The organism is Chromobacterium vaccinii (genome assembly GCF_000971335.1).
GTDB lineage: Bacteria > Pseudomonadota > Gammaproteobacteria > Burkholderiales > Chromobacteriaceae > Chromobacterium > Chromobacterium vaccinii.
Genome location: NZ_JZJL01000040.1, coordinates 36,955 through 48,525, shown reverse-complemented (window position 1 = coordinate 48,525; position 11,571 = coordinate 36,955). Strand labels below are relative to the sequence as shown.

16 protein-coding genes are annotated in these 11,571 nt (G+C 60.7%); 7 read left to right on the top strand and 9 right to left on the bottom strand.

What is annotated here, in order from left to right:
• From VL52_RS17560 to VL52_RS17535, 6 genes are all read right to left on the bottom strand, one after another.
• Positions 1-468 (bottom strand): sterol desaturase family protein (locus tag VL52_RS17560; protein ID WP_046158244.1); only part of this gene is annotated, 468 nt, incomplete at its 3' end.
• Complete coding sequence (locus tag VL52_RS17555; RefSeq protein WP_046158243.1) at positions 465-1,088, bottom strand: phosphatase PAP2 family protein; 624 nt, start codon at positions 1,086-1,088, stop codon at positions 465-467. The genes VL52_RS17560 and VL52_RS17555, both read right to left, overlap by 4 nt.
• Positions 1,085-2,374, bottom strand: coding sequence for a F390 synthetase-related protein (locus tag VL52_RS17550; protein ID WP_046158242.1), 1,290 nt, complete (start codon positions 2,372-2,374; stop codon positions 1,085-1,087). The genes VL52_RS17555 and VL52_RS17550 overlap by 4 nt, the downstream gene beginning before the upstream one ends.
• Entirely contained in the window at positions 2,368-3,180 is an 813-nt protein-coding gene (locus VL52_RS17545) for an MBL fold metallo-hydrolase (RefSeq protein WP_046158250.1), read from the bottom strand. Before VL52_RS17545 ends, VL52_RS17550 begins: the two co-directional genes overlap by 7 nt.
• Positions 3,173-4,192 carry an NAD-dependent epimerase/dehydratase family protein gene (locus tag VL52_RS17540; RefSeq protein ID WP_046158241.1) on the bottom strand — a complete coding sequence of 340 codons (1,020 nt, stop codon included), beginning with the start codon at positions 4,190-4,192 and terminating at the stop codon, positions 3,173-3,175. The genes VL52_RS17545 and VL52_RS17540 overlap by 8 nt, the downstream gene beginning before the upstream one ends.
• Entirely contained in the window at positions 4,180-5,151 is a 972-nt protein-coding gene (locus VL52_RS17535) for a 3-oxoacyl-[acyl-carrier-protein] synthase III C-terminal domain-containing protein (RefSeq protein ID WP_046158240.1), read from the bottom strand. The genes VL52_RS17540 and VL52_RS17535 overlap by 13 nt, the downstream gene beginning before the upstream one ends.
• Before the next feature lie 337 nt (positions 5,152-5,488).
• Here VL52_RS17535 and VL52_RS17530 point away from each other — a divergent pair, with 337 nt between their 5' ends.
• Both VL52_RS17530 and VL52_RS17525 read left to right on the top strand, forming a co-directional pair.
• Positions 5,489-6,367 (top strand): CHAD domain-containing protein, encoded by an 879-nt coding sequence (locus tag VL52_RS17530; protein WP_082113813.1) that lies wholly within the window; start codon positions 5,489-5,491, stop codon positions 6,365-6,367.
• Positions 6,368-6,644: 277 nt separating this feature from the next.
• Positions 6,645-6,878, top strand: a complete 234-nt coding sequence (locus VL52_RS17525; protein ID WP_144408724.1) for a hypothetical protein — start codon at positions 6,645-6,647, stop codon at positions 6,876-6,878.
• Between the two features lie 119 nt (positions 6,879-6,997).
• On the opposite strand, the gene VL52_RS17520 is transcribed toward VL52_RS17525, so the two are convergent.
• The 3 genes from VL52_RS17520 to VL52_RS23540 all read right to left on the bottom strand — a co-directional run bounded on the left by VL52_RS17520 (position 6,998) and on the right by VL52_RS23540 (position 8,648).
• Positions 6,998-7,600, bottom strand: coding sequence for a DUF2726 domain-containing protein (locus tag VL52_RS17520; RefSeq protein ID WP_046158238.1), 603 nt, complete (start codon positions 7,598-7,600; stop codon positions 6,998-7,000).
• 78 nt (positions 7,601-7,678) lie between these two features.
• Positions 7,679-8,140 carry a hypothetical protein gene (locus tag VL52_RS17515; protein ID WP_046158237.1) on the bottom strand — a complete coding sequence of 154 codons (462 nt, stop codon included), beginning with the start codon at positions 8,138-8,140 and terminating at the stop codon, positions 7,679-7,681.
• Positions 8,141-8,213: 73 nt separating this feature from the next.
• The gene (locus tag VL52_RS23540) at positions 8,214-8,648 is read right to left on the bottom strand and encodes a helix-turn-helix domain-containing protein (protein WP_052729384.1); all 435 of its coding nucleotides are present in this window, start codon (positions 8,646-8,648) and stop codon (positions 8,214-8,216) included.
• A gap of 101 nt (positions 8,649-8,749) precedes the next feature.
• Here VL52_RS23540 and VL52_RS17505 point away from each other — a divergent pair, with 101 nt between their 5' ends.
• The 5 genes from VL52_RS17505 to VL52_RS17485 are packed head-to-tail and all read left to right on the top strand — an operon-like array spanning position 8,750 to position 11,541.
• A complete protein-coding gene (locus VL52_RS17505; RefSeq protein ID WP_046158236.1) occupies positions 8,750-9,256 on the top strand; it encodes a hypothetical protein in 507 nt (168 codons plus the stop codon).
• 41 nt (positions 9,257-9,297) lie between these two features.
• Positions 9,298-9,621 (top strand): CTX-RstB family phage integration protein, encoded by a 324-nt coding sequence (locus VL52_RS17500; protein ID WP_046158235.1) that lies wholly within the window; start codon positions 9,298-9,300, stop codon positions 9,619-9,621.
• Between the two features lies 1 nt (position 9,622).
• Positions 9,623-11,044 carry a phage/plasmid replication domain-containing protein gene (locus VL52_RS17495; RefSeq protein WP_046158234.1) on the top strand — a complete coding sequence of 474 codons (1,422 nt, stop codon included), beginning with the start codon at positions 9,623-9,625 and terminating at the stop codon, positions 11,042-11,044.
• On the top strand, positions 11,022-11,264 hold the full coding sequence (locus tag VL52_RS17490; protein ID WP_046158233.1) for a hypothetical protein: 243 nt from the start codon (positions 11,022-11,024) through the stop codon (positions 11,262-11,264). Before VL52_RS17495 ends, VL52_RS17490 begins: the two co-directional genes overlap by 23 nt.
• A gap of 43 nt (positions 11,265-11,307) precedes the next feature.
• Complete coding sequence (locus VL52_RS17485) at positions 11,308-11,541, top strand: major capsid protein (protein WP_046158232.1); 234 nt, start codon at positions 11,308-11,310, stop codon at positions 11,539-11,541.
• The last annotated feature ends 30 nt before the right edge of the window (positions 11,542-11,571 follow it).

The window sequence follows — 11,571 nt, the reverse complement described above, 5'->3', positions numbered from 1 at the left end:
GTAGTGGAAGGACGACGCCGCGACGAACATTTCCAGCGGCAGCCCCAGCACCGCCAGCGGCGCGACGAAAAGAAACGAGGTCAGCGACGAATACCAGGAGTTGCGTATGCCCAGCGACAGGCTGAAATGCTCGCCCTGGTGATGCACCACGTGCACCGCCCAGAAGATGCGCCAGGTGTGGTGGGCGCGATGCATGCAGTAAAAGCTCAGGTCCCAGGCGACGAAGGCGAATACCCACTGCCAGAACACCGGCAGCCGGTCCACCAAATGCAGGTTGGCGTATTGCAGCAGCAAGCCGAAGCCCGCCACCTCCACGCCGCGGAACACCCACATCACGATGTGGCCGGAGTTGAGGTTGAAGATGATTTCGCGCCAGGGGATGGCCTCGCGGCGCCAATGGCGCAAGGCGAACAGCTCCAGCAGCACAACCGCCAGCATGACGGTGAAGGTGAGGGCGAATACGTTCATGTGCGTCGATAGGAAAAAGAGAAAACAGTGGCCGGCCGCGCCGCCAGCAGGCCGCAAAGCAGCCCCAGCGCCACGCCGGCGGACAGGTCGATGAACAGATGGCGGCGCAACTGGATCACGGAGAACAGAATGGCCAGCGCCCACGCCAGCGACAGCCATGAGCTCAGCTTGCGGCGGCCATCCCACAAGGCCCAGGCGGCCAACGCGGTCAGCGCGCCATGCAGGGAGGGCAGGCAGTTGTGCGGCGTGTCGAAACGCAGGAAGAAGCGCAACGCCTCGGCATGCCATCCATCGCCGAGGATGGGCGGATAAACCAGCGTGGTCGGACACAGCAGGAAGGCCGCGCCTGCGGCCAGCGCGCACCACTGCATCGAACGCTGCAGCCAAAGCAAGCGTTCCGCACGGGCGAACAGGTAGGCCGCGGGCACGATCAGGAAAAACGACGCGTACAGCCAGATCGCCACCGGGTCAAAGGGAATCCAGCGATCCACGGCCAGCTCGGGCAGGACGATCGCGCGCCGGGGCCACAGGCTGCCCAGCGAGTACGCGCAGCCAACCGATGCCCAGCCCAGCAGCATGTGGCGCAGCCTGGGTGGCAGCCAGTCCAGCGCGCGCCTCATGCGAACTCCCTGACGATGCGCCGGCGCTTGCGCGTGGCATCCATCGGCGGCACCTGATCCGACAGCCGCCACCGCAACGACTCGGCGTCCACGCCCAGGCCCGCCAGCGTCCGCTCCAGGCGATGGCGGATGGCCGGCAATGCCGCTGCCGGCACCTCGGCGTCCAGCGCCAGTTCGGCCGGCCCGGTCTGACGCAGCCGGTAATCGGCCTCTAGCGGCAGGGCGGTCGCCAGCGCGCGGCCCATCACGTCGGCGAACACCGTCAGCTCGCCGCCATCGCGGCCCGGCAGGCGCAACATGTCGTCGCAGCGGCCTTCCACCGCGTCCAGCGCCATCGCCGCCCGCCTACAGGGACAGGGCTCGGCGCGCGCCTGCAAAACATCGTTCAGCCGATAGCGGACGATGGGCTGGGTGCGGCGGCTGAAGTCGGTGATCACCGGCACGAAACGGCGCTTTTCCTCATCCAGCCATTCGGGCTCGACATGGATGTATTCCTCGTTCAGATGCAACGTGCCGTATTCGCAGCTGCTGGCCAGGAAACCCTCGGTCGCCTGGTAGATTTCGTGCACGCAGCCGAAAGCCTGCTCGATCACTGCGCGATCCTGCGGCTCCAGCACCTCGGCGATTGAATACGCCCGCTTGGGGGACAGGCGCAGCCGTCCGTCCAGCTGCGCCAGCGCCAGCGCGCGCAGCACCTGGGCCGGCGCCAGCAGAATGGTGGGCGCGTAAGCGTCAAGTAGCGGCAAATGCCCATCCAACAGCTGGAACAGGTCAAAAAAGCGGAAAGTCAACCAGCGGCTGCGCACCGCGCCGTAGAGATTGCTGTTGGCGCGCAGGAACAGCGCCACTTTTTCGCCGGCCAGCAGGCCATCTGGCAACGCCTTGGCCAGCATGATGCCGGCCCATCGCGCCTGTTCGCGCTTGCTGACGACGAAAGCGCCGCGTTGGCCGGAGGTGCCGGACGACAGGCCAACCGTATGGCCGTTCAACGCGGGGGAAAAGTCTCGGCTGCGCTCAGCGCGCAGTGCGGCGTCCATCACATCGGCCAGCCTCAGTCCCGCGGTGTTCATATCGTCGAAATGCTCGAGCATCGCGGCTTTGTCCATCTGGGGCCACTGCGCGAAGGGCAGGGCGCCCAGCCTGGCGAAATAGGGGCTGCGCCGGCGCAGCCCGGCCAGAAAGCGGCCCATCTGCCGGGCTTGATGGCGCTTCAGCGCCGCGCGGTCGCGAAAACGCAGCCGCCGCGTCCGCCAGTAGGCGGCCAGGATGCGGATCAGCCTCAGCATGCGGTGTCGGCCTCCTGGTGCGTCAGCAGAATCTCCACGCGGCCGCCCCGGTGCAGCGCGTGAAGCCTGGCCAGCGTGTCGTAATAGGCGCGGCGGCTGTGTTGCACCAGGAAAGACAGCTCGGAAGGACCGCGCATCTCCCGGTAGCCTTCTTCCGCCCAGGACGCGTCCGACGCCAGCAGCGTCCAGCCTGAATCGCCCAGCACAAAAGCGCCCAAGTGCCCAGCCGCATGTCCCGGGAGATCCACCACGAACACTTCTCCGCTGCCGCTGACGTCGCGGCCATGGCCGAACGGCGCCAGCTCTGCGGGCAGCGCCTGCAAGGGAAGCGTCTCGATAAAGGACAGACGGTTTTCCATATCGGCCGGCAGCAGGCCAGGCAGAAAGGCCTGCCGCACCGCGGCCAGCCCGCTCAGACCCCGCACCGCGCGCCAGCCTTGCTCCGAGGCCATGACGCGGGCCTGGGGAAAGTCCCGCAGGCCGGCGATATGATCGGCATGAAAGTGCGACAGCAATAATGTGTGTATATCGTTTGGGCTTATGCCGCGTCCGCGCAGTTGCTCGCGCAGCGATCGGGCGTCGTCGAAATGCACTGGCGTCACCATCGGATACAGCCGATAGGCGCCGCGGCGGCTGGCATCGAAAAAATGCTCGGAATAACCGGTGTCCCAAAGCAATAGGCGATCCCGGGTTTCGATCAGGTAGGCGCGCGAAGGGAAGCAGCGGCTAGCCAGCCCCGCGCCTTTCAGCGCCATGCAGGCCGGATGGGTGCAATGCCCGATGCTGAACGCGGTGACGCTAGCCATGTCCATGCTCCCTCAACCAATTCGCCGTGCGCGCCAGGCCTTGGTCCAGACTGTACGGCGGCAGATAACCCAGCACATCGCGCGCGCGAGTATTGTCCAGCGTCATGTCGAAATGGATCGCGCCCAGGCTGTAAGGCGTCAATGCCGGCTCCTTGCCCGTGACTGCGGCCCACAGCTGCGCGAGGCGGCTGGCCGCGCTCAGCAAAGGGTAAGGCAGGCTGACGATGCGCAAGGGCCGGCCCAGCTCCTGGGCGAACACCCGCGTCAGCACATCGCGCAGCACGGCCGGTTGCTGATTGGTGATGTTGAACGCCTGGCCGCTGGCAAGGCTGGGATGCGCGGTGGCCAGCCACATCGCGTGGACCACGTTGCCGACATAGGTCAGATCCAGCGTCACCGCGCCGCCTCGCGGCAGCGGCAGGCGTCCGCCGCGTTGGCTCAGCATGCGCGCCAGCCTGGGCATCAACACCTGGTCGTGCTCGCCGAAGATGGCGCGCGGCCGCAAGATCGTGGCACGCAGAGCGGGATAGGCGCGCGTAGCTTGTAGAACCTTGTCCTCGGCCAGCGCTTTGGTCCGCGCGTAGGCGTTGACGTAACGGCGCGGCCGGAACCATTCCGGCACCGTGTAACGGTGCTGAAAGTCGAAATACAAGGCTGGAGTGGAAATATGGATGAAGCGGTTGGCGCGCGATTGCCCCGCGGCCTTAAGCAGCTTGTCGGTAGCATGAACATTGGCGGCGACGAAATCGACCTCCCGGCCCCAAGGCGCGGAAAGGGCGGCGCAGTGCCATACCGCATCCACGTCCTCCAGCAGGCCGGCCAACTCGCCGTCATCGGCGGCAGCCAGGTCCAGCGCGACGAATTCAGCCCCTAGGCCAGCCAGCTCGACGCCCGCCTGCCGATTGCGGCCGGTGGCGCGCACCGCGCAGCCCTTGCCCAACAGGCAAGCGACGGCGTTGCGCCCCAGGCCGCCCGTGGCGCCGGTGACCAACACCCGTGTCACAGATCCCATACCAACCCGCCCAGATTCAATCCCGCCGCGGTGCCCACCATCAACAAACGCTTGCCGGCGCAGGCGCGGCCATCGACAAAGGCCTCATGCAGAGCGGTCGGCATGGAAGCGGCCACCTGGTTGCCGTGCGAGGCGTAGATGTCGACGATGCGGCCAGCCGCGATGCCCAGCCGCTTGGCCATGTGCTGCATGCCCAGGTGGCTGGCTTGGTGCGGCACCACGCAGTCTATGCTGTCCAGTCCGCCCGGAGTGGCGTCCATCAACGCGTCCAGAAAATCCGGCATCAGCCGCGACGCCAGCTTGAAAACGGCCTTGCCGTTCATGTCGAACAGGAAGTCGCCGTCGACGACGCCCCGGCGCGGGTTGCGCTGGGTGCCGCCGGCGCGAATCTCGCAAAAATTGCGGCCCTCCGGATAGGTGGCCAGCTTGAAAGTCCGCAAGCCGCGCCCAGCCGCGCCGCGCTCGACGATGGCGGCGGCCGCGCCGTCGCCGAAAATAAGCGAGGCCTCCGGATTGGCCCAGTCCAGCCCGCGCGAGGCCAGATCGGCCGATACGATGGCGATGCGGCGATACGCGCCGGAGAGCAGCAGGCTGTCCGCCACTTGCAGCGCGGACAGAAAGCTGAGGCAGCTGGCGTTGACGTCGAAGGCGGGCAGTCCGGCTGGCAAGCCAGCCGCATGGGCAATGAAGCTGGCGGTGCCGGGCAGCGCCTGCTCCGGAATGCCGCAAGCGCCGATCAGCAGATCGATGCCGGCCACGCTTATTTCCGCGCGGTCCAGCGCATCCTTCAGCGCGCGGGCGCCGAGTTGGCTCTGGGATTCATGATCGCCGGCGAAATGCCGGGTGTGGACGCCGCTTTTTTTCAAACTTTGGCCGCGGCGGCAGCCAAGCTTCACATCGAGGTCATCAGCGGTGACGAGCTGGCTTGGCAGCGTCTTGCCGGTTGCAATCAAATTCATTCAGGTTCAAGGTGCAGTTTAGATTTGCTTGCATTTTCATGTATTGCAACGTTCTCACACAAGCTTATCCATATCAAAACCATGTGGGTGCAACGATAAATCCTGAGTAAACCGCTGACGGGCAATGCCAATCATCATAACTGTCAATTAGTACAGTTGTAGGCTTGTTGTTATGGTTTTAAGCATTGTTTTCAGCCACGACGGCCATGCAGCAGTCGGCGACGATTCGCAATACATTGAAAAATACTCATGAATCAAAACGAGGACAGGAAGGGTCTCCTGGGGGAGCAAGCTCAGTCATGAATACCCGCATCGCCGATCAGTCGAGACAGGCGCCATGGCAAAAAAACACTTCGAACGACAACAGCGTCCATTTTCCTACTCGATGCGCAGCCGCACCCAGGCGCGCATTCCACGCTTGCGCCCCGCAATGAGCTGCGCGGCGGCGCTGAAACGCATCGTTCTGGAGTGCTTGCGCCAACTCATGGCCAACACGCCAAGCATTTGCGAAGGGAATGACGCCGAGCCTATCCATCAGGGCAGGGTAGCCATCCGGCGGCTGAGAACGGCTCTCAAAACCTTTGCGCCGCTGATCCGCGGCCGGAGGTGGAAAACCATAGCCGGCGACCTGAAATGGCTGGCGGGCATATTCGGCAAAGCGCGCGATCTGGATGTGCTGACACTGGAAACATTGCCGGCCATTCAGGTCGGCCTATCCAGCGAAACGATGAAACCCGCCCTGGTCGCCCTGAGCGCCGCCCGACGGGATGGCCGGGCGGCCTGCCGCGTGGCGCTTGCTTCCCGTCGATGGCGCACGCTTCCAACCCGCCTGCTGGATGGTCTAACCAGCCTGCCGCCCTCGCATCTCGACAATCTGCCGCGATTCGCCAGCCACGCGCTGGAACGCCAGCGGGCGAGCATGCGCAAACTATGGAAACAAAAAGGACATTCCGCCGAACAGCTGCACGAACTACGCAAGCAAGGCAAAAAACTACGCTACGCCATCGAGTTCTTTTCAGACCTGGAACTCGATGGCAACCACAAGCGCTTTCTGAACAAGTTGCGCGGCTTGCTGCAAGCCTTGGGCGATTATAACGACGCCGTTTCCGCCAAAGAGTGGTGCAAACACCTTGAACCGGAAGGTCTCCGGATTCTTCTGGAACAACGGTTGGACGAACGAGCCGGCCAAGCAAAGACGAAGATGCTTGCTTACTAAAACAATCAAGCATCAGCGTGACCCACGGGCAGGCAATTCGCTTGCCCTTTAAGACTGGCTAGGATAAGAGTCCGCCAGCTCTAAGCGAGACATCGATGGCGGGAAAGTTGCAGCTGGTTACGACCAGACTAACTGAGAGCAGGGCGCTAGCATCTAGCCGGCAACGATTTGAAAGCAACGCCCCGCCTTTGGCGGGGTTTCATAAGTGTTTCCTCGTACATCCCTATGCTTTCGCCAGCGCTAGATTGGGAGTATGTCCTCACAAAAGGTGGGCACCATGCAAGGCTTGATTGTTGATTTCATGGGTGGCGCATCTGACAAGCAGCACCGGGTCGTGGCTGATGAGGCCGAGCTAGATCGGCTAGGGTATCGGGCTTATCTGACTACGCGCGACAAGGCTGGAGAAATTCATACCCTTGCCGTCCCGCTTGCGTGGACTGAAGACGAAGCAAGCTGGGCCATCCTGGAAAAGATGTCCTTCAAGAGCCTGGGCAATCCGGTGATGTGGTGACATTGCCGCAGAGCCGGCGAAGCCGGCCTAGACGGGTGACTGGTATTACCCGTCTTTTTCCCATTTTGACCAAAAACCGCCCGTTTTTGCCTTGGTTTTGAGCGATCAAAATTCCAATGTCATCTACCAGTATCCCGCTCCACGGCGCGCAGCGGAACCGGGTCACGGCGCGGGGCAGGGGGCTGTAACGTCACGCCTGCCGCCATTGGCTGCGGGCTGGCCATGCCGCGCAGCCTCATGGCGATCCGTGCGATGTCCTCTTGCTTCGCCGGGCCGGCAATCCGCAGCGCCTTCAGTCCTACGCTTTCCACAACGCCATCCCGCGCGCGGTCCTTGTCTTGCTTGCCCTGGTGCGACCGGTCATCCAATTCCAAGATGGCCAGCATGGTGAGGTCGTCTTTGCAGATGACGAAATCGGCCACTTTCTGACTCATGGTCATCCACAACTTTCTGTTTTCGGACTGTGTGCCACCAGTCACGTTGAGGATCTGGCTAAAGGCAACTTGCGGGAACACGATGAATTCCGGCCCGAGCTCCTTGACCAGCAGCTTGTAGCAATCGATCTCCCGACCTGTGAGCAGTTGCTTCCTTTTCAGCAGGAAACGGCACTTGCTGGCCTGGGCGTGACTTGTGCGTGCCATTCCTGATGTTTTCTTTAGGGCCAGAACGATGAAGGCGAGAAGGACCAGAAGCAGCAGGACAAAAACAAGTAGGTAGCTCACGATAGGACTCCAGCAAGGAAAACCTTCATTGTCTACCTTTTTGTCATTGCGAATCCTGATGGTGTGCAAAAGGCCGGGCTAGCCTTTATCTCTGTGATTGAAGATGCCGCTCAGCAGCATGCCGTAGCGGGCGTCTTGGTGACAGTTATGGCGATAGTAGTCGCGTTCCTTCATCAGCTTTTCAATCAACTCCGCCTGTTGCTGCGCCAGCCGGTGTGCGCGTCGATACTCGGCCAATAGCGGCAGCTCGGCGTAGTTGATCCGTGTGCCGGTCCCTGGGCAAACCAGGGCGTCGGCGCGGTCGCTGAGTTGGAAGTCGCGGAACGGGCCGTACTGCTTGCCAAGGGTCGTGCCTGTGCGATTGATGAGGTAGAGATAGACCAGCTTCGGCACGGGGTCGCGGCCACGTCGCCAGCGCTCAATTTTCTGAGGAGTGACGTCTAGTTCGTTGGCCAGGGTCTGGACGTCGCCAAAGCAAAGCGCCCGGTACAGATCGTCCGGGCGGCATGGAAAGGTGGCCACAGGGTTGTAGTGCTTCATCTGACGGCAAGCATTGAATCAGGGAATGACGTCAGTTTCGCGAAAGTGTTGCGTGCATGCGACATGAATCGTGTCAGTCGCGTAAAAATTTTCCGGAGCAATCTTGCCCATAATTTGACTGACAAGATTTGACATAATATAGATTGTCTATTTTGCTCAAATCGTTGATTCCAATAGCCTTTGCTGCCTCAGGATGTGCGAGAAGGGCGGCCCCTGCGACCCATCCTGCGAGCCCAAGGACGCCTAGTTTTTTTCTTAGCTCCTCCCAAAACGCGCGACGCTCTTCGCTTTTCTCTCTTTCCATTTGCGCAGCTGCAATTACCTCGATTCCTTCCAGGCCCAACACCTGAGCAACCATCATGCAGGCGTAGTTATCCATGATGCGTTCACCCGATAGATACATGCTCATGCCACCGCTGCTGATGCCTAGTTTTTTAGCCTTTTGGTTCTGGCTGATATCGCCCATGGCCTCTAGCGCGTCTCTCAGATAATCGGAACTCCGTTTCATGTCGTCTCCATTGCGCTTACGTATGTGAGCAGTTTATCATCCCCTTAGCTGCTTACGTCCGTGAGCAGTAAATTGTTAACCGATTTATCCAGGGGGATAGCATGTATAGGGTTCACAAGCCACACGCGCCCAAGATAGGGCAGTACCTCAGCCGCCGCCCCTATGCATCGCAGTTCGTGCTCTTCACCTTGGTATCCCGCAGCACGCTGTTCTTCTGGTTTCTGCACAGCGGCAAAAATTCCAAGCTCTACAACTTCCGCCGCGCCAAGTCTCATGCGATCCGCTTGCATGCCTACCTGACAAGTCAGCAACTGAAAAACGTCCAATGTCCTGACTTATCACAAACTGTTGAAATGTCAGTGCCCGCAGATGCCTGGGATTTTGGTCCTTCAGGCATGGATCTGATTGCCGCCCTAGAGGTTGCCTACCAGGACGCAGACAAACAAATGAGCGTTTGGGCGCTTCAGGTGGCGGATCAGCTTCTGACTCGCCGCCACGGCCACAAACCCGCCTTTCTACTCGGTTATGAACAGACTCGCGAAACCTGCTGCGAGTGGATGCGCCGGCTGTTCATGCTGGAAACCCGTTACGGCGTTTACGCCTTTTAACCCGGCCCGTCCCGGCCCTTTACCCTGATGAGGACTTTTCAATGAACGCACTTTTAGCCGGCTTCACCCATTCCAAGGGCATTGGCAAAGAGTCACAACGCCCATTTGACATTATATCGGCCATCGTCCTGAACCCGGCCGGCAATGTCTCCAAAGACAACTTTTCCAAGCAAGGTTTTGGTTACGAAGCCATGGAAATCCCGGTGACTGAGTCGGCCAAATCGGCATTTGTGTCACTGACGTACCCCTGCCGCGTCAAGCTGGTCATTGATCACGAGATGTTTGCCGGCAAGCTCAAAGCCGTGATTTCCGGCGTACAGCATCCGGTTCCGCTGGTGGAGCAACAAGTCAAGGGCTCTGCGTAGGATGAATTCGCTTTTTATCGACAGCATCACGATTTCGCAGACGTATCCGGGGCGTTACAACCCGGATACCGGCGAAGTCGAGCCGACTCTGCCACTGGTGGACTCGGGGGTTGTCGGTAAGTGGGGGCGGGACATGGAAACCGGCGAGCTAGTTGAAGATGCAGAATGGGGGCAGTCCTCCAAGCTGTTTATTCGCGGCTCATTTGACAGCCTTGTGGTGATCAAAAGCGACGGTTTTCGTGTTTCCCTCACCGGGAATATTGGCCGCCTGGATAGGGCTGATAACCTGTTCAATCTCGATTGGGATGCCACCATTGCCAAGTGCAATGAGATCCTGGGGCGTTTCCGTTTGCCTCCTTTCACCAAGGGTGAACAGGTGATAAACGCAAATCCTTCAGCGTATGACCTTCAGCACGGTATCAACTTGATCAAGTGGACCGGCGCAAAGGTTTCAAACTTCCACGTCACAGAAAATCTAGCCACCGGCAGCCCGGAAAACGCGGCTGCTTTTATGGGCTGGGCCTCTACTCAGTCCATGAACAATATCAAGCGGAATCGCACCTGCCCGGAGTCTTGCTCCTGGGGCAGCAAGGCGGGCCGCAAGATGTTCAAGCTGTATATCAAGCACCTTGAAATGCTCGCCCCTGGTCACATGCACGGGCGCTCTAAAACCGAAATCAAAACTGACCCTGTTTATCAATTCGCAAAGGAACAAGGCATTGTGCGGGCAGAGCTTGAGGCAGGTCGCCTTCTGCTGCGTGACAAGAGCCTTCAGTACCTTGGAGACATTACGATGGAAAAAATCGTAGCTCTTTTCCGCTCAGAAACGCAGCCCTTGCTTAACCGCGTCCGCGAGGACATTACCCGCCTGGACATCGAGGGCTTGCCGTCCAAGATCCGCATGACTGCCGCCTGCTACCTGCGCGGCGAGGACGTGCGCCCGCTGCTGTCCCAGGCCACGTTCTACCGCCACGCCAAGCAGTTGCGTGAGTACGGCATCGATATCAATGAACCGTTGGCCAAGTTCGAAAAAATCAATCACGTCATCAAGGTGATTGAGGTTAAGCCCCTCGAGTGCCCTGAATGGTATTGGGCGCATCAGCAGCGGCTGTACGTGGACCGGGTGCGCAAAGAAACCGCCGAGTCGTTGCGCAAGATCGAGCAGCAGGAACGCATGGCCGCCGTCGCGGCGAACGAACAGGCTCCGGCGCTGATGGTCAGCAACGGCAATGTGATCGACGACCCCGACCGCCTGGCGGCCTTTGCTCAGGCGCTGGGCGACTACAAGATTCCGGCGCGTGATGCCTCCGCGCCTCCGCTGGAGTCGGCGCAATTCTCGTCGCCGTCGCAGGGCTATTACCAGGCCTCACGCGGCGGTCGCCAGCTAGGGGAGGGCAGTCATGGCCATTTGCGTCAGCGCTGATGCCGCTGGCCAGCTGCGCACCGTCGCCACGCCGGTCGAGCAGTGTGCCGGGTTGATCATGCTTCAGCCTGGCGATTACCAACAATTTCAGGCTGCCAATGCGCCGTTTGATTACGGCAACGCCTCGGCGATTTGGGCCTTCGCTTTTTCGACTGTTGTCGGCCTCTGGCTGGTCAGTCATTCCATCGGGTTGGTGCTTGGCTTTTTGCGCCGAGCCTGATCCACGCACCGGACGTAATCCGGGATCTACAAGGAAATCCGTGATGTTCAAAAAATCTTTCTCCGTCGCCCTCGCTGTTGTCGCTCCGGTTGCCGCGCTGCTGGCTCCCGCCGCTGCCAAAGCTGCCGCTGTCGGCCCGGATCTGACGCCGCTGACCAGCAATATCGACTTCGGCACCGTCAGCACCGCCGTGCTGGCCATCGCGGGCTTGCTGGCTGTGGTCTACCTGGCCATCAAGGGCGCAAAAATCGTGCTGAGTATGGTCAAGAGCGCCTAACGCAGCAGGTCAAAAACGAGTTGTTGGACT